This is a genomic window from Spirillospora sp. CA-108201, from assembly GCF_050936235.1.
GTDB lineage: Bacteria > Actinomycetota > Actinomycetes > Streptosporangiales > Streptosporangiaceae > Spirillospora.
On record NZ_JBNJNE010000001.1, the window covers coordinates 8010748 to 8027362 of the forward strand.

Below are 16615 nucleotides of genomic sequence, written 5' to 3' on the forward strand. Positions count from 1 at the left end.
GTGATCGACAGGGCATCTCTCCAGGTAGGGGGAAACGGAAATGCAATCGCCTGTCGGTCGTTTTCTCCTGCCCTGAAAAAGTGGACCGCGGCGCCCGGCGGGCTCCGCGGCGGAAGGGAGATCGATGGACTCTTCGGCGACTCCGCGCGCCGACCTCGTGCTGGAGGGCGGCGGCGTGAAGGGCGTCGCGCTGGTCGGCGCGATCGCCGAGACGCAGGCGCGGGGGTACCGGCTCGGGGCCCCGGCCCGCGTCGCCGGGACGTCCGCCGGCGCGATCGTCGGATCGCTGCTCGCGGCCGGGATGCCGGTCCCGGACATGGTCGACACCATGCGGAAACTCGACTACCGGTCGTTCCGGGACGGCTCGCGCTTCGCCGTCGTCCGCGGCCTGTCCCTGCTCACCACGCTCGGGCTGCACAAGGGCGACGCCCTGCACCGGTGGATCTCGTCGCACCTGAGGGAATGCGGGGTCGAGACGTTCGGGCAGCTGAAACTGCGCGATCCCGATTCCGCGCTCCCGCCGCGGCACGCCTACAAACTCGTGGTCGTGGTCTCCGACATCAGCAGCGGCCGAATGGTGCGCCTGCCGTGGGACTACGAACGGTACGGGCTGGACCCCGACGAGCAGTCCGTCGCGGACGCGGTGCGCGCCTCGGCGTCCATTCCGGTGTTCTTCCGGCCGTGCCGCGTCTGCCGGAAAGACGGCCGCGCCTGCGTCCAGGTGGACGGCGGGATGCTCTCCAACTACCCGATCACCATTTTCGACCGGGAGGACCGGGAGCCCCGCTGGCCGACGTTCGGGGTGAAACTGTCGGCCCGACCCCTCCCCGGGGGCGTCTTCCCGCAGTGGCGCGCCGCCCGCGGTCCCGTCGGCTACGGGCGCGCACTCGTCTCGACGATGGCGGAGGCGCACGACCGGGAGCAGATGGACGAACCTGCCATCGTGGCCCGCACCATGTTCGCCGACACCGGCGACGTCCTCGCGACCGACTTCGATCTCGACGACGCGGCCCGCGACCGTCTCTACGCGGCCGGCCGCGAGGCCGCGGCCCGCTTCCTGGACGGCTGGGACCACCCCGCCTACCTGGCGCGCCACCGGACGCCCCGCCCCCTCGCGAGCCCGGCCCCCGACTGAGGGTTCGTCGAGCGCCCGCACCACCGCTTCTGATCTGGCGGCCACCCGCCGCTGACCCAGGCGGCGGCCGGCCTCCCGTTCGCCTTCCGCCACGAGAGCGGCGGCGAGCCCCGGACCGGCGTGCCCGGCGGGCGCCGCCCCTTCACCGCCGCGGCCGGCGCGCCGGTCCGCTGAGCCCCGCCCGCGGAGGGCTCAGAGCGCGGCGGCCAGCTCGTCGAGGGCGGTGGTGAGCACGTCCACGCCCGTCAGGAACTCGGCGATCTCGATGTGCTCCTCGTCGGAGTGGTCCAGCGAGCTGTCGCCCGGCCCGTACGTCGCCATGGGCACGTCCCAGTGCGGCGCGACGGTGTTCATGTCGGAGGTGCCCGTCTTGAGGGTGGGCCGCGGCGTCCCGCCGTGCCGCCGGATCGCGGCCGACACCGCCCGCACCACCGGGTCGGCCCGCCCGCGGCGCACCGCCGGGACGTGCCGGACGATCGTGACCTCGCCCCCGTTCGCGCGGGCGCGCAGCCGCGCGGCCAGGGCCTCGGCGTCGTACCCGGGCGGGACGCGGCAGTCGACGTCGAGCCGGGCCTCGGTGGGATCGCCGTGGACGCCGCGCAGGGTGGCGGCGGGCAGCCCGAACGCGCCGTGGTCGCGCTCGGGGCCGAGCGCCTCCAGCAGGTCGTGCCAGAACGCCACCGCGACCTCGGTGGCCTTGGCGGCGGGGTTGGTGGAGTGCGTCGCGGCGCGGGTCACCCGGTACCCGACGTCGATCTTGCCCTTGTAGCCGAGCACGACCCGCGACCAGCCGCTCGGCTCCCCGACCAGCAGCGCGTCCGGCGCGGGGACGGTGCGCGCCAGGTGCTCGCCGCCGCGCGACAGCCGCTCCTCCTCGACCGCGCCCACGACCCGCAGCGTGCCGGGGAACGAGGGCCGCGCCGCCGCCGCGCTGATCATCGCGGCGAGCGGCCCCTTGGCGTCGGCGGCGCCCCGGCCGACGAGGCGCCCGCCCTCGCGCCGCGCCGGCAGCGGCCGGTCGACGGTGTCGAGGTGGCCGAGCAGCATCACCACCGGCCCCCGACCGGTGCCGATGTCCCCGATCACGTTGCCGGCCTCGTCACGCCCCGCGGCCATGCCGAGGTCGTTCATGACCTTCTCCAGATACCGCGCCAGCTCGTCCTCCCCGCCGGACGGCGAGGGGATCGACACCATGGCGTGCAGCAGGTCGACGGGGCCGCTCATGAGATCTCCAAGGTCGTGCCGGCGCCGTTCAGGGCCGCGGTGACCGGGCGGGGGATCCGGCCGTCGCCGACCGACACCCGGGGGACGCCCGCGAGCAGGGCCTCGCGGGAGGCGATGAGCTTGCGGTGCATGCCGCCGCTCGCCGCGTGGGGGACGGGGCCCTCGCGCGGGAGCGGGCAGCGGTCGAGCAGGGAGTGCTCGTCGGAGGCGTCGCGCAGCACGCCCGGCGCGGCGGTCAGCAGGATCAGCCGCTCGGCGCGCAGCGCGCCCGCGACCGCCGCCGCGACCCGGTCGGCGTCCACGTTCACCGGCGCGCCGTCCTCGCCCAGCGCGGGCGGCGACACCACCGGGACGAACCCGGCGCCGACCAGCGCGTTCAGCACCCGCGGCCGGACGGCGGTGAGTCGCCCGCTGTGGTCGTCCCGGACGATGGCGGTGCGGCCGTCGCGCACGGTGCGCTGCGCGGGCTTGCGCCGTGCCCGCAGCAGCCCGCCGTCCAGCCCCGTCAGTCCCACGGCCGGGACGCCGGCGGCGGCCAGGGCGCGCAGCAGCCGCGGCTTGACCCGCCCGGCGAGCGCCAGCGTGAGCACGTCCAGCATGGCCGGGTCGGTGTGGCGGCTGGTCTCGCCGCTCGGCGAGACGAGGGTGCGGGCGGGGACGCCGAGGTCCGCGGCGAGCCGGTCGACGTCGGCGGCGCCGCCGTGCACGAGGACGGCCCGGCCCGCGAGCCCGGCGAGGTCGGCGCACACCGTCTCGGCGGGCAGCGCGCCGCCGCACTTCACCACGACGATTCCTCCCGGACCGGTCCCCATCAGACCGGGTGCAGGCCGGGGAACCCCAGGCCGAGGGTCTCGGGCCGGCCGGTGCGGATGTTCAGGCACTGCACCGCGGCGCCCGCCCCGCCCTTCACCAGGTTGTCCAGCGCGGCGATCGCGGTGATCCGGTCGCCGTCCACCGCGAAGCCGACGTCGCAGTAGTTCGACCCGGACAGCAGCTTCGGGTCGGGGAGCCGGTGCGTCCCCGTGCGGTGCGCGACGATCCGGACGAACGGCTCGCCGGCGTAGCGCTCGCGGTAGGCCCGGCGGACGGCCCGCTCGTCGGCCCCGGCGGCGGTGGCGTGGCAGACGGCCTGCACCCCGCGCACGGCCTCGACCCCGGTGGCGGTCATCCTCACGTTCAGCCCGGTCAGCCGCGCCACCTCCGCCTCGTGGCGGTGCCGCACCGGGGCGAACACCCGCAGCGCGCCGCTGCGTTCGGCGTGCAGGTTGGCGTCGCCCGCGAGCGCGCCCGACCCGCTGGACCCGGTGCGGGCGTCGATCTGCACGTCCGGGCCGATCAGCCCGGTCAGGGGGTGCAGCGCGAGGATCGCCGCGGTGGCCATGCAGCCGGGCACGCTGATGAGGTCGGCCTCGGCCAGCTCCGCGCGGAACAGTTCGGGGACGCCGGGGACGAACGCGCCGAGCAGTTCGGGCGCGGTGTGCGGGACGCCGTAGTAGCGCTCGTAGACGGCGGGGTCGGGGTCGCGGAAGTCGCCCGACAGGTCGATGACCGTCCCGGCCCGCTCCCGCAGCCCGGGCAGCAGGCTCATGGTGGTCTTGTGCGGGGTCGCCATCAGCAGCACGTCGCAGGCGTCGAGGTCCTCCGGGGCGCTGAACAGCAGGTCGGTCCGGGCCCGCAGGTTGGGGTGGACGGAGTCCACGCGGCGGCCGGGGAACCGGGTCGAGACGGCGTGCGCGACCTCCGTCCCCGGATGGCCGATCAGCAGCCGCAGCAGCTCGCCGCCGAGGTACCCGGCGGCGCCCATGACGCTCGCCCGGATCACGCCGCCTCCAGCACGTGGGAGACGATCGCGTCCGCGACGTCCACGTCCTCGCCGTGCGCGTCCTGGAAGCCGCGGAACTCGACGTTGTGGTTGACCTCCAGGACGAGCGGCCCCTCGGGCCCCTCGATCAGGTCGACGCCGAGGACGCCGCCGCCCACGGCCCGCGCGGCCCGCAGGGCCGGTTCGACCAGCTCGGGCGTGAGCGGGCAGGGCTCGGAGCGGGCGCCCCGGGCGGCGTTGGTGCGCCAGCCGTCCGCGTAGCGGTACGTCGCGCCCACCGCCGTGTCCCCGGCCACGATCACCCGGATGTCGCGTCCCGGTTTGTCGACGAGTTCCTGGAGGTAGACGATGTGCTGGAGCGGGGAGGGCAGGGCGGCCCGGTGCTCCAGGACGGTCCGCGCCGCCTCCCGGTCGCGCACCGCCGCCGCGAGCCGTCCCCACGACCCCGTCAGCGGTTTGATCACCACGGGGAAGCCCAGCCGCTCGGCGGCCTCGGCGCCCTCCTCCGGGGTGAGCGCGACCGCCGTGCGCGGGGCGGGGACGCCGGCGCGCTCCAGCTCCAGCGAGGTGCGCAGCTTGTCGCCGCAGACGGCGATCACCTCCGACCGGTTGACCGTCGGCACCCCGCGCGCCTCCAGGATCATCGACGCGTAGAGGCCGCGGCTGTGGGAGATCTCCCGGTTCAGCGCCGCCGCGTAGCGCGGCCCGCCCTCCGCCGCCCGGCCGCCGAGCTCGGCGCTGAACCGGCGGGTGTCCAGGTGCGCGTACGGCACCCCGCGGCGCTCCAGCGCGGCGAAGACGCGCTTCTCCTCGTACCGCACCCGGGAGGCCAGCACGGCCACCGGCCTCACTCGCCCCAGTCCTCCTCGATCTCGGGGGCGAGCGCGAGGGCCACCGGGTCCAGGCCGACCACCTCCAGCTCGCTGGAGCAGTCGGCGCACTGCGCGATCTCGCTGAGCCGGACCGGCTCGGCGAGCTGGACCGGGCCCTCACACTCGGGACAGGTCTGGGTCATGCGTGCCACCTCCGTGGGTTCCGCCGGTCAGGTCCAGCGCGGCGGCGACGACCGCGCCCGCCGTGATGCCGTACCGGTCGAGCAGGTCCTCCTGGCCGCCCGCGCGCTCGGCGAACGTGTCGGGCATGCCGACCCGCGCCACCCGGGCGGGCGCGTGCTCGGCCAGGGTCTCGGCGACGGCGCCGCCGAGGCCGCCCGAGCGCCAGTGCTCCTCGACGGTGACGACGCCCGCGGCGCCCTCGGCCGCCGCGACCACGGCCGCGACGTCGAGCGGGCGCAGCGTGTGCAGGTTGAGGACGGCGGCCCGCACGCTCCGCCCGGCGAGCCGGTCGGCGGCGCGCGTCGCGGCCAGCACCGGATGCGGCCCGCAGGCGACGATCGCCACGTCCCCGCCGCGCCGCAGCCACTGCGCCCGCCCGATCTCGAACGGGCCGTCCCCGGGCGCGGCGCCGTCCAGGCCGGGGGTGGCCGAGCGGCCGAGCCGGATGTAGACGGGGCCGGGCAGCGCCGCGCCCTGCCGGACGGCCTCGCCCGCCTGCCCCGCGTCGCCGGGGACGACCACGGTGAAGCCGGGCAGCGCCCGCATGACGGCCAGGTCCTCCAGCGCGTGGTGGGTCGGGCCGAGATGCCCGGCGGCCAGCCCGCCGTGGGTGGCGACGATGCGGACCGGCAGCGCGTTGTACGCGATGTCGATCTTGATGGCCTCCAGCGCCCGGGTGGCGGCGAAGGTCGCCATCGTCGTGACGAACGGGACGTTCCCGCTGGCGGCCAGGCCCGCGGCCGTGCCCATCAGGTTGTGCTCGGCGATGCCGAGGTTGAGGTAACGGCCCGGGACCCCGGCGAAGGCGGCGGCGTCGAACAGCCCGGTGTCGCTGTCCAGGCAGTACAGCCGGTCGTCGGCGCGCATCAGCTCCGGCAGCAGGTCGCGGTACACCTCACGCGCGGAGCGCGGCCGGGCCGTCTCGCGGGCGCCGTCGGCGGTCATGAGACGGCCCGCCGGCGCCGGGCCTGGAGCACGGCCAGGGACCGCTCGGCCTGGCGCCCGCTCAGCCTCGCGTAGTGGCTGCGCGTCTCGGCCTCCAGCGACGGCAGGCCGCGCCCCTTGACGGTGCGGGCGATGACCGCCACCGGCGGCCCGTCCCCGGCGCCGCCCGGGGCGAGCGCCTCGCGCAGCGCGCCGAAGTCGTGGCCGTCCGCCTCGCGCACCGTCCAGCCGAAGCTGCGCCAGCGGTCGGCGAGGGGCTCCAGCCCGACCGCGTCCTCGGTGGGGCCGGTGATCTGGAGGCGGTTGCGGTCGACGACGGCCGTCAGGTTGCCGAGGCCGAGCGCGGCCGAGGCCATGGCCGCCTCCCAGACCGCGCCCTCCTGGAGCTCGCCGTCCCCGAGGACGGCGAAGCAGCGGCGGCCCCGGTCGGCGACGGCGAACCCGTTGGCGAGCGCGAGCCCGTGCCCGAGCGACCCGGTGGGCATCTCCACGCCGGGCACCGCGCGGACCGGGTGGCCCATCAGCCTGCTGCCCGGCCGGGAGTACTCCGCCAGCTCCGCGACGGGGAAGAACCCGCGCTCGGCCAGCACCGCGTACAGGCACATCGCGCCGTGCCCCTTGCTGAGGAGGAAGATGTCACGATCCAGCGCGGCGGGGCGGCGCGGATCGACCCGCATCACCTCGAAGTACAGCAGGGTGAGGATCTCCACCAGCGACATCGACCCGCCGAGGTGGCCGCCCTCCGGCCCCGCGCACATCCGCACGATGTGCTCGCGGACCCGGTGGGCGACCGCCGGCAGGTCCGCCGCCGGCGGATCGGCCGGTGCCGGCGCGCCCATCAGCGCCCGCCGGGAAGCGCGGTGAGCACGAAATGGCCGGGCAGGTGGACGGCGAGACCCTCGCGGATCTCGGCCACGAGCGCGTCCCCGTCCAGCCGGATCGTGGAGGACCGGCGGTCCAGCAGCGTCGCGGCGGCGGTGAAGTCGCCGACCAGGGCCGTGCCCGCGGGCACCATGCGGGTCCTGCTGACCTTGACGCCCTGCGCGGCGAGGCGCTCCAGGAACGCGCCGTCCTCCACGAGCGGCCACCAGTCGTCCGGATGCATGACGATCCCGTCCGCCGATCCGCCGTACCACTCGCACAGCGCCGCCGTCGCCAGCAGCGTCCGGGCCGCCGAACCGCCGTCCGCCGGGTCGGCGGGACGCCGCCGCAGGCCGGGGGCGCGCAGCAGGCCCTGGATCGGACCGGTGCCGTTGAGCAGGACGTCGTTCTCCGCCGTGCCGAGCCGTACCAGCAGGCGGTAGTCGACGAACGCGGCGAGCGCGGCGGGATCGGCGAGGATCTCCTTGGGCGCCGGCACCGAGGCCCGCACGACCTGCGTCCGGACGGTCTCGGAGCCCACCTCGAACTCCCACTCGGGGGCGGTGTCGTCCGGCGAGGCGTTCTCGGCCCGCTCGGTGAAGACCGTGACCTCGTCGGCGTCCACGACGGCCTTGCGCAGCAGGTGCCGGACGGTGAGGCGGGGGCGGCGCTTGGCGGGCGGGAACAGGTCGCTGATGGAGGCGCGCAGCTCCACCGCGGCGTCCGGACCGTGCCGGGCGTGGGCGAGCGCGAACTCCTCGCCCGGGCTGCGCCGGGTCAGCTCGGGATCGTCCAGCATCATCCGCACGTCGGACATGGACACGTCGGGCATGGTCAGACCCCCAGGGAGCGGCCGCCGTCGACGACCTGGACGGTGCCGGTCACGAAGCTCGCGCGGGCGCTCAGCAGGAACACCCCGGCCGCGGCGACCTCCTCCGGGCGGGCGACCCGGCCGAGCGGGATGCCCGCCTCCCGCGCGACGCGGGCGGTCTCGGCCCCGGGCTCGCCGGTGATGCCGGACAGCAGCGCGTCCGTCGCGGTGTACCCGGGCGCGAGGACGTTGACGGTGACGTCCCCGGGGCCGAGCTCGTGCACGAGGGTCTTGGCGTAGCCGACCAGCCCGGTCCGCACGATCCCCGACAGCGCGAACGCGGGGATGAGGTCGCGGATCGTCTCGCTGGTGACCATCAGGACCCGGCCCCAGCCGGCCTCCCGCAGGTGCGGCAGCGCGGCCTGCACGAGCCCGATGTGGGAGACCATCCCGAGGTCGAGCGCGGCGCGGTAGTCGTCCGGGCCGAACGCCCCGGTCGGCCCCGCCGGCGGCCCGCCCGCGTTGGTGACCATGATGTGGACGGCGCCGTGCTCGGCCGCGGCGCCGTCGACCCAGGCCCGCGCCGCCTCGGTGTCGCGCACGTCCAGCGCGCGGGTGCCGATCTCGGCGCCGAGATCCGCGCGGATCGCGTCGCGCGCCTTGGCGAGCCGGCCGGGGTCGCGGCCCGCGATCGACACCGCGGCGCCCTCGCGCACCAGGTCGCGGGCGATCGCGAGCCCGATGCCCGCCGACCCGCCCGCGACCAGGGCCACCTTTCCGCTCAGTCCGAGGTCCACGTCACACCCTCTTCTCGTAGCCGTACCGGTGCAGCAGCGGGAGCGCCATGAGCGTGGTCGCGGAGCGCTGGGAGCGCGGCAGCGCGGCGTGCCACCTGCGGTCCTCCTCGATCCGGGTGCGTCCGCGGCCGAACCGGTTCGGGTTGCCGGTGACCGTGTGGTTGCCGCCGAGCTCGACCGTCCCGTCGGGGCCGACGGGGTTCGGGCCCGCGTGGCCGAGCAGGTCCAGGACGGCGCCGACGGCGGCGCGGGGGCTGCGGACCAGGGCCTCGTAGCGCATGTGCAGCGAGCGGTCCCGGTGCGCGCGGCCGACCGCCTCGGCGGCCAGGTTGAAGCCGGTCCAGTGCCAGGTGCTGTTCAGCGCGGAACGGCGGCCCGTGTACGCCTTGGGACGCAGCCACGAGCAGGCCACCGCGCGGGGATCGCGGATCAGATGGACGTAGTGCCCCTCGACGCCCGGCAGGGAGGCCAGCAGCGCGGCGTCCGAGGCGAACTTGGAGCTGTCGACGATGACGCGCGCCCCCGAGACCCGGGCGACGGCGCGGTAGGCGGCGGCGAGCGCGTCCGGCCACCCGCCCCGCGGCGGCTCGCGCAGCACCCGCCAGGTGTGCCGGGTCCGGTACGCCTCCTGCCAGGCGACGACCTCGGCGGCGTGCCGTTCGAGGGACGTCCCGGGCGGGCGGACCTCCTCCAGCACCGCGGACCAGAACGGGCATTCGCGGTGGCCGAGGCCGCAGCCGCACCGGCCGTTGCTGCCCGTTCCGAGAACCCCGTTCAGCCAGAGGAAACGCAGTTCGCCGACGTGCACGATCCCCGGGACCTCGGCGAGGACGTTGCCCAGCATGGTGCTGCCGCTGCGACACCAACCGGTGATGTAAAGCACCTTCATTGGCAAACCGCGACCTTCTGGGGTGTACCGGCACAAGCTGGTCGGGAACATAAAAACATGATCTTCCGTAAAGTGGAACCATCACGCGTGAAACAGGATTGATTCGGCATTTTGTGACGTCATGACATAACAGAGCGCGGTCGCGATGGCGGGATCGACCAGCGCTCCGCAATATCCGCGCGCGTCAGCGGGCCCAGGCGGGACGCTCGGCGATCTCGACGGCGGCGCACGTCCAGGCGAAGCCGGCGCCGATCCCGACCAGCAGCACCCGGTCCCCCGGCCCCACCCGCCCGGTCTCGACCAGATGGGTCAGGGCGGTGAGCTGGTCGGCCGCGCCGACGTGCCCGGTGCGGCGGCCCCAGTCCCAGGTGGTGCGCTCCACGTCCAGGCCGAGCGGTTCGGCGTACCGGGTGCGCAGCACGTGCAGGCCGACGTTGGGGAAGGCGAACCGGGAGACGTCGGCGAGCTTCAGCCCGGCTTCGTCCAGCGTCCGGCCGACGGCCTCGGCCAGGCCCGAGGCGGTCCGCTCCGCGAGGCTCCCCGCCGGCCGCCTCGCGTGCGCGGCGAACGCGGCGCGGCGGGCGCGCACGTCCACCGGCCGGCCGGGGGCCGAGGCGAACGGCTCGTCGCCGCGGTACATGCCCTCCAGCGCGGTGTCGACGACCGTCGAGACGGCCAGCAGCCGGGCGAAGCCGGACCGGGCGAGCACCGCCGCGGCGGCGCCGTCCCCGTAGACGATGCCGCGCACGTCCCCGCGCCACCGGTCGAACCCCGGGTCGGCGAACCGGTCCGCGGTCGTGACCAGGGCGGACGCGCGGGAGGCGTCGGCGGCGAGGTAGGAGGCGGCCAGTTCCAGCGCGCCGAGGGCGCCCGCGCACATCTGCTGGACGTCCAGCGCGGGCGCGCGCCGGCCGTCGTCGCCGAGCACCTCCCGGTGCACGAACGAGGCGGCCGGCCAGTAGTCGACGCCCTGGAACCAGGCCGACGCGTGCAGCAGGAGCGCGACGCCGGACGGCGCGATCCCGGACCGGTCCAGCGCGAGGCGCGCCGCCGCGGCCGCCATCTCGGGCGGGGCCTCGTCCTCGGCGACGGCGACGGAGGCGTACGCGTCGGCCTTCCGGTCCTCGGCGTCGTAGCGGCCGCCGTCCACCGCGCCGTCCACGTCCACGGCCTCGGGGAGCCGGTGGGCGAGCCCGGCGAGGAACAGACCGTCGCAGCGCATGTGCGGACCTCCGGGAAGTGACGGCGAACAAATCACACATTAGGTTGATCTTCTTCGCGGCGCGAGAGCCGTTTCCGGTGGCGGAGGGAGATCGCAGTGGGCGACGGACGGCACTCGGTGCCGCTACCCGGAACGCGATGGTCGGTTTGGCGAGATGTGCTGATCCGCTCCACCGGATTCCCTGCCGACGGGCTCGCGCTTTTCGCCGCGCCGGAATGCGCCGCGACCGCCGACGCCTTTCTCGACGGAGTCGCCGGTGAAACCGAATTCGCGCAGGCCATGGACGCCGCATTGGCGGACGCGGGCCGCGCCGCCGCGAGGATCGCCGCCGATCCGCTCTTCCGCGAGGCGGTGACATGGCAGAATCCCACCGCCGCGCGGCATTTGGCACGTCTCGCCGACGGCCCGGCCGTCCGGCCGGGGAAGAACCCGAGGCTGGAGCGCAAGAAGCGGCGGGGACGCGAGAACACCCTCGTCCGCTACTGGCAGCGCTACTGCGGCAAGAACGACACCGCGGGCTTCTTCGGTCCGGTCGCCTGGGGGACGCTCGACCCCGAGGCGGCGGCCGCGGTCGAGGCGCGGCCCGGCGGGGGACTGGTGCGGTCCCGCAAGGTCGACTTCGAGTTCTGGGCGCTGGAGGCCTACGTCGCCGCGCTTCTGGACGACCCGGACGTGGCGCCGTGGCTGCCCGCCGGCGTCCACCCGCACGTGCTCGCCGACGGCGGCCGCGTCCTGCGACCGGGGGAGGACCCGCGGCGCCTGACCGACGCCGAAGCCGAGGTGCTGTCCCGCTGCGACGGCGCCCGGGCCGCGGCCGAGGCCGCTCCCGTCCCGCACCTCGTGGCGGCCCTGGACCGGCTGGTCGACGACGGGATCGTCTGGCGGGGCGTGAACATGCCGTACAACCCGCGGGCGGAGCGCGTGCTGCGTGACACCCTCGACGCGATCCCCGAGCCGCGGGCCCGGGAACGGGCCCTGGCCGGACTCGACCGCCTCGACCGGGCGCGCGCCTCCGTGGCCGCCGCGGCGGGCGACGCCGACGCGCTGGCCGAAGCGCTGCACCGCCTGGACGCCGAGTTCACCGCCGTCACCGGGGCGGAGCCGGAGCGGCGCAGCGGGCAGATGTACGCGGGGCGGCGGCTCTGCTACGAGGACACCGTCCGCGACCTGGACGTCACGTTCGGCCGCCCGCTCCTGGACGCGCTGTCCGGCCCGTTCGGGGCCGTCCTCCTGCCCGCCGCGCGCTGGCTGTCGGCGACCCTCGCGGACGCCTACGACACCGCGTTCCGCGACCTGTACCGCGACCTGCTCGAACCGGGCGCCGGCGGCGTGCCGATGCCGGCGTTCTGGGACGCCGCCCAGCCCCTGCTGACCGGGCGGGAGCTCCCGGTGGACGCGGTCGCCGCCGAGTTCGCCCGCCGCTGGAACGCGCTGTTCGGCCTGGACGGCGCGGCGGGGGAGCGCCGCCTGGCCTTCACCGCCGCCGACCTGGCGGAGCCCGCCGCCCGGCTCTTCGCCGCCGAGCGCCCCGGCTGGGCGGGTGCCCGCATCCACAGCCCCGACCTGTGCCTCGGCGCGGCCGGCGCCGAGGCGATGGCGGCCGGCGAGTTCACCCTCGTCCTCGGCGAGATGCACACCGCGTGGCCGACCCTCGACTGCGCCGTCTTCGCCGACCGGCACCCCGACCCGGGCCGGCTGCGGGCCGCGGCGGCCGAGGACATCGGCCCCCAGTTCCGGCCCCTCTACCCGACCTGGTGGCCCCAGTACACGGCGCGCATCGCGCCCGTCCTCGGCGTCACCGACCGCCAGCTCGCCTTCGCGGCGGCGCCGGGAGCCGACCCCGCCCGCGTCCTGCCGCTGGTCGCGCTCACCGTGTCAGAGCGTGACGGAGCCCTGGAGGTCGCCGGGCCGGACGGGCTCCGGCGCCCGCTCCGCGAGGTGTTCGCGCTGCTGTTCGGCTGGCTCGGCACCGAGGCGTTCAAGCTCGCCGGCGCGGGCCCCCACCATCCGCGGCTCACGCTGGACGGGCTCGTCGTCGCCCGCGAGACCTGGCGCACGACCGTCGGCGGGACGGGCCTCGCGCCCGCGCACGGCCCCGAGGAGTACCTCGCCGCCCGCCGCCTGCGCCGCTCCCTCGGCATGCCCGAGCGCGTCTTCGCGAAGGTCGGCACGGAGGTCAAACCGGTCTACGTCGACTTCACCGGCCCCCGCTACGTCTCCTCGTTCGCCACGCTGCTGCGCGCCGCCCGCGCGACGTCCGGCGACGGCGTCCCCGTCGTCTTCACCGAACTCCTGCCGGACCTGGACGAATCGTGGCTGCCCGACGCGCAGGGACGGCGCTACAGCTGCGAGCTGCGCCTTCAGCTCTGCGATCCGGAACGTCCCTGAGCGCGGAAGGCGGCCAGCGCCGGGAGCATGCACGCGGTGAACGCCACCCCGGCCGTGAACGCGTCGCGCATGCCGTCCAGCCTCGACGTGCCGGCATGGTCCACGGTGACCAGGACGGCGACGCCCAGCGACCCGCCGATCTGCTGCATGGCCTGCAGCAGCGCCGAGGCGGCCCCGGACTCTCCGGGCGGCACCGACCGCATCGCCACGAACGTCGCCGCCACCGCCACCAGGCCCGTCCCGGCCCCGAACAGCAGCACCGGCCCGAGGATCGTCGCGACGTAGGAGCCGTCCGGCGCCACCCGCGTCAGCCACACCATCCCGACCACGCACAGCACGGCCCCGACCGCCATGATCGGCCGCGGCCCGTACCGGGGCAGCAGCCCGGGCACCGCCCGGCTGGCGGCGACCAGCGCGATCGTCGTCGGCAGGAACCCGAACCCCGTCGCCAGCGGCCCGTACCCCAGCACCCCCTGCACGTAGAGCGTCAGGAAGAACAGCATCCCGCTCATGGCCGCCGTGAGCAGGAACCGCATGAGGAACGAGCCCACCCGGTCCCGGTCGGCGAACAGCCCCAGCGGCACGATCGGCTGCCGCGCCCGCGCCTCGACCACCGGGAACAGCGCCAGCAGCACCCCCGCCGCGCAGAACGCGCCCACCGTGAGCGTCCCGGACCACCCCCGCTCGGCGGCGCGGATGAACCCGTACACCAGCAGCGCCGACCCGGCGGTGCACGCGAGCGCCCCGCCCGCGTCGAAGCGCCCCTCCCGCCTGTCCGACTCCCGCACGACCCGCGGCACGAGCAGCACGATCGCGAGGCCCACCGGGACGTTGACGAACAGCACGGCCCGCCAGGACGCCCACGCGGTCAGGACGCCGCCGAGCACCAGCCCGACGACCATTCCCACGCTCGCGACCATGGAGAACACGGCCAGCGCTCGGCTCCGGCGCTCCGCGTCCTGGAACGTGGTCGCGATGAGCGCCAGCGCCCCCGGCCCCGCGAGCGCGGCCCCGACCCCCTGCGCCGCCCGCGCCGCCAGCAGCCAGCCCGGTGTGAGCGCGAGCCCTCCGGCCAGCGAGGCGACGGTGAACACCCCGATCCCGACCGTGAACACCCGCCGATGCCCGAGCAGATCACCGGCCCGCCCCCCGAGGAGCAGCAGCCCGCCGAACGCGAGCGTGTAGGCGTTGACCACCCACGAGAGCCCGGCGTCACTGAACCCGAGCCCCCGCTGGATGCCGGGCAGGGCGATGTTCACGATCGAGGCGTCGACCACCAGCGTGAGCTGGCACCCGCACAGCAACGCCAGCGCGGGCCCCCCGCCCCCGACCCCCACCCGACCAGACGCCTCCCCAGAAACCACAACCCTCCTCACCCCAACCATCCAGCCCAAAAGCTAGCCAACCCCCAAACCGCTCACCACCCCCCAAACCGGCCCACTGGGGGCTGCCGTCATTTCTGCCGGCCGAGACATGTCCCAACCTGCTGACCACTGCGGGCTTTCCTCCGGCCGCCTGCGACCAGGTGCCCGCCGATGACACCAGGTACGTCCCTCGCTCCTACTGACACTGCAGGCTGCGCGCGGTGGGGGCGCGCCCATGAGGACCATCCGACATTCCACGGCTTGCACCACATGTGGCAGGGTTACCTGCGCTCCGGCCGCCAGGAACTCACGAAGTTGGGGGAGCGAACCGTCATCGCGCCGTCCCTGTCTCCGGGGTTCGCCGTCGCGGATCTGGTCGAGGGCCGGACCCTGGTCGACATCAAGGCCTCTGCCGAGCCCGCGAAACACTACGGTGCCTGGCTGAACCGACTTCTGGGATACCTGCTGCTCGCCCGCTTCAACATCTTCTGCTGGGAAGCCGTCGCGATTTATCTCGGCTGGCACGCTGCGACTCTGTCGATTTCCGTGCGAGATCTCCTGGCGACTTCCTCCGCGGGCGTCACCCATGGATTGAGCGACCTCCGGGCGGAATTCCATAAGGTCTCGTACGTCGATGCGAATACTACGGTGATTGATCGCGTGTACTACCGGGCTCGCTGGACGGAGGTGCGAGGTTCAAGTCTCCCGAGATATGGCCGGCCTGGATGACGGATCCGAACCTCACGTCGCCGCTGTTGAAGTTTGAAACCGGGCTTGCCGGACGTGGTGTCTGATTGGTGAGAAGGCGTTGGACCTCCTCTTTCGCAGTGGGGTCTGCGTGGAGCATCGACTCCAGTCGGGCACGCCAACGGCCTCCTATCTCCTCGACCTTCGGAGCATCGTGCGCAAGGTGCGCCGCCAGTACCTCGGTTCGTGAGGACTCCAGTTCCTGAAGTGGTGCCTCCGCGGACACGTGACGCCCGAACAGGCGCACCAAACCGTCTTTCGCCTGCGACCAGGAATCTGAGTCCATCAGTGCGATGAGTGCAGTCGCTCCGGCGCTCGCAAGTGCGGAGAGTTCAGCTTCCATCGAGCCATTCCTTGTTGTCCGTGGCGTCGGATTCACTAGGTGGGTCGTACCGGCGGATGAGCTTCTCGGCGATATCCTGCCGGCCGTGCTTGGTGGCCAGTTCGGAAATCTGCCGGGCGAACAGGCGACGTTGCGGGTCTGAATGATCGAACCTCAACGCGCGTAAGAAGGCTTCGAAGCTCTCCAGTGCGGGCCCCTCGTCTCTCGTCGATCCTGCCGGGTCTGAGCCGTTCAACCTCGACGGTTCGTCGGTAAGCGAACCATTGTGCGCAGTGGAATTAGACAAGAAGGAGAGGAATGCCTGCGGTACTACGGAATTGTTCGCGGCAGACGAGAGCTGTGCGAGCAGGCCGATGTCTCTTACCGTTCGATCCACCTGATCATCGTTCTTCGTTAGCCACCACACGACGGCGCTTCCGGGGTCCTTCAGCACGTCATGCTTGAGATAGTCTCGCCTATTCTGCTCGTATTTGCGGGCGTGTTCCCAGATGGCCTCTTCCTTGCGGACCACGGCGAGCTTGTCCAAGCGCTCCTGGTCAGGCCCGGGAAGCGCGAGCCGGACTGACTCGGCTCTTGCGTGCAGACGTCCCGTCGAGTCCATCCGCATCTCACCCAGCGCCCCGGCCAACTCATGCTGGACGAGCGAGGCATGCCCGGGATCTCGCCTCTCGGTGAGTTCATAGGCCCGCTCCAACACCGCGTTGACCGCGAGAGCGGCATAATTGGTCTCGGATTCGGTCGTCTCGTTCGCCGTCGGTGACCACATCACCGTGGCGGAGAATTGGAAGCGATAGTCCGGAGACCTGCTGGGGAGCAGGACGTCGGGCAGGCGCGTCGCTCTGACGTCCGCAGCGGCGGCCGGTGCGTATGCGAACACTTCCGAGGGGGAGTTCCTTCTCCGCTGACCTCTCGGTTTCCCCGCCCGGAGGAGCAGCAGGCCAAAGATCGCGACCGCCGCACCGAAAGCCGTCCACAGCGGCCAGGGAGCAAAGATCATCAGACCCATGAGAAC

The 16615-nt window shown here is 74.2% G+C and carries 16 protein-coding genes; 3 read left to right on the forward strand and 13 right to left on the reverse strand.

Features of this window, described 5'->3' with window-relative positions; translation table 11 throughout:
• Positions 1–124: 124 nt before the first annotated feature.
• On the forward strand, positions 125–1135 hold the full coding sequence (locus ACQEU6_RS38505; protein WP_499338624.1) for a patatin-like phospholipase family protein: 1011 nt from the start codon (positions 125–127) through the stop codon (positions 1133–1135).
• 192 nt (positions 1136–1327) lie between these two features.
• On the opposite strand, the gene ACQEU6_RS38510 is transcribed toward ACQEU6_RS38505, so the two are convergent.
• The 11 genes from ACQEU6_RS38510 to ACQEU6_RS38560 form a co-directional block, all read right to left on the reverse strand.
• Positions 1328–2359 (reverse strand): M20/M25/M40 family metallo-hydrolase, encoded by a 1032-nt coding sequence (locus ACQEU6_RS38510; protein WP_499338625.1) that lies wholly within the window; start codon positions 2357–2359, stop codon positions 1328–1330.
• A complete protein-coding gene (locus tag ACQEU6_RS38515) occupies positions 2356–3144 on the reverse strand; it encodes a [LysW]-aminoadipate kinase (RefSeq protein ID WP_499338626.1) in 789 nt (262 codons plus the stop codon). Before ACQEU6_RS38515 ends, ACQEU6_RS38510 begins: the two co-directional genes overlap by 4 nt.
• Positions 3145–3170: 26 nt before the next feature.
• On the reverse strand, positions 3171–4181 hold the full coding sequence (gene argC / locus ACQEU6_RS38520) for an N-acetyl-gamma-glutamyl-phosphate reductase (protein WP_499338627.1): 1011 nt from the start codon (positions 4179–4181) through the stop codon (positions 3171–3173).
• Positions 4178–5032 (reverse strand): lysine biosynthesis protein LysX, encoded by an 855-nt coding sequence (gene lysX, locus ACQEU6_RS38525; protein ID WP_499338628.1) that lies wholly within the window; start codon positions 5030–5032, stop codon positions 4178–4180. Before lysX ends, argC begins: the two co-directional genes overlap by 4 nt.
• On the reverse strand, positions 5029–5196 hold the full coding sequence (lysW, locus tag ACQEU6_RS38530) for a lysine biosynthesis protein LysW (RefSeq protein WP_258940458.1): 168 nt from the start codon (positions 5194–5196) through the stop codon (positions 5029–5031). Before lysW ends, lysX begins: the two co-directional genes overlap by 4 nt.
• Complete coding sequence (locus ACQEU6_RS38535; protein ID WP_499338629.1) at positions 5171–6181, reverse strand: transketolase family protein; 1011 nt, start codon at positions 6179–6181, stop codon at positions 5171–5173. Before ACQEU6_RS38535 ends, lysW begins: the two co-directional genes overlap by 26 nt.
• On the reverse strand, positions 6178–7020 hold the full coding sequence (locus ACQEU6_RS38540; RefSeq protein ID WP_499338630.1) for a transketolase: 843 nt from the start codon (positions 7018–7020) through the stop codon (positions 6178–6180). Before ACQEU6_RS38540 ends, ACQEU6_RS38535 begins: the two co-directional genes overlap by 4 nt.
• Positions 7020–7859, reverse strand: a complete 840-nt coding sequence (locus ACQEU6_RS38545; protein WP_499340491.1) for a family 3 encapsulin nanocompartment shell protein — start codon at positions 7857–7859, stop codon at positions 7020–7022. The genes ACQEU6_RS38540 and ACQEU6_RS38545 overlap by 1 nt, the downstream gene beginning before the upstream one ends.
• Positions 7860–7876: 17 nt before the next feature.
• A complete protein-coding gene (locus ACQEU6_RS38550) occupies positions 7877–8650 on the reverse strand; it encodes an SDR family NAD(P)-dependent oxidoreductase (RefSeq protein ID WP_499338631.1) in 774 nt (257 codons plus the stop codon).
• Between the two features lies 1 nt (position 8651).
• Positions 8652–9539 carry a sulfotransferase gene (locus ACQEU6_RS38555; RefSeq protein ID WP_499338632.1) on the reverse strand — a complete coding sequence of 296 codons (888 nt, stop codon included), beginning with the start codon at positions 9537–9539 and terminating at the stop codon, positions 8652–8654.
• 184 nt (positions 9540–9723) lie between these two features.
• Complete coding sequence (locus ACQEU6_RS38560) at positions 9724–10761, reverse strand: ketoacyl-ACP synthase III family protein (RefSeq protein ID WP_499338633.1); 1038 nt, start codon at positions 10759–10761, stop codon at positions 9724–9726.
• Between the two features lie 156 nt (positions 10762–10917).
• Between ACQEU6_RS38560 and ACQEU6_RS38565 the strand changes: the two genes are divergently transcribed.
• Positions 10918–13149, forward strand: a complete 2232-nt coding sequence (locus ACQEU6_RS38565) for a lantibiotic dehydratase (RefSeq protein ID WP_499338634.1) — start codon at positions 10918–10920, stop codon at positions 13147–13149.
• On the opposite strand, the gene ACQEU6_RS38570 is transcribed toward ACQEU6_RS38565, so the two are convergent.
• Positions 13122–14486 (reverse strand): MFS transporter, encoded by a 1365-nt coding sequence (locus ACQEU6_RS38570; protein WP_499338635.1) that lies wholly within the window; start codon positions 14484–14486, stop codon positions 13122–13124. The genes ACQEU6_RS38565 and ACQEU6_RS38570 overlap by 28 nt on opposite strands.
• A gap of 297 nt (positions 14487–14783) precedes the next feature.
• On the opposite strand from ACQEU6_RS38570, the gene ACQEU6_RS38575 reads away from it, so the two are divergent.
• Positions 14784–15242, forward strand: a complete 459-nt coding sequence (locus ACQEU6_RS38575; RefSeq protein WP_499338636.1) for a hypothetical protein — start codon at positions 14784–14786, stop codon at positions 15240–15242.
• A 350-nt stretch (positions 15243–15592) separates the two neighbouring features.
• Here the strand turns inward: ACQEU6_RS38575 and ACQEU6_RS38580 are convergent, their stop codons facing one another.
• A complete protein-coding gene (locus ACQEU6_RS38580; RefSeq protein ID WP_499338637.1) occupies positions 15593–16609 on the reverse strand; it encodes a hypothetical protein in 1017 nt (338 codons plus the stop codon).
• Positions 16610–16615 lie beyond the last annotated feature (6 nt).

Coding starts and splice junctions, on each gene's coding strand:
- ACQEU6_RS38580 (WP_499338637.1), bottom strand. CDS start 16,609: ATGGGTCTGATGATCTTTGCTCCCTGGCCGCTGTGGACGGCTTTCGGT.
- ACQEU6_RS38560 (WP_499338633.1), bottom strand. CDS start 10,761: ATGCGCTGCGACGGTCTGTTCCTCGCCGGGCTCGCCCACCGGCTCCCC.
- ACQEU6_RS38540 (WP_499338630.1), bottom strand. CDS start 7,020: ATGGGCGCGCCGGCACCGGCCGATCCGCCGGCGGCGGACCTGCCGGCG.
- lysW (WP_258940458.1), bottom strand. CDS start 5,196: ATGACCCAGACCTGTCCCGAGTGTGAGGGCCCGGTCCAGCTCGCCGAG.
- ACQEU6_RS38505 (WP_499338624.1), top strand. CDS start 125: ATGGACTCTTCGGCGACTCCGCGCGCCGACCTCGTGCTGGAGGGCGGC.
- ACQEU6_RS38555 (WP_499338632.1), bottom strand. CDS start 9,539: ATGAAGGTGCTTTACATCACCGGTTGGTGTCGCAGCGGCAGCACCATG.
- ACQEU6_RS38545 (WP_499340491.1), bottom strand. CDS start 7,859: ATGTCCGACGTGCGGATGATGCTGGACGATCCCGAGCTGACCCGGCGC.
- ACQEU6_RS38575 (WP_499338636.1), top strand. CDS start 14,784: ATGTGGCAGGGTTACCTGCGCTCCGGCCGCCAGGAACTCACGAAGTTG.
- ACQEU6_RS38510 (WP_499338625.1), bottom strand. CDS start 2,359: ATGAGCGGCCCCGTCGACCTGCTGCACGCCATGGTGTCGATCCCCTCG.
- ACQEU6_RS38535 (WP_499338629.1), bottom strand. CDS start 6,181: ATGACCGCCGACGGCGCCCGCGAGACGGCCCGGCCGCGCTCCGCGCGT.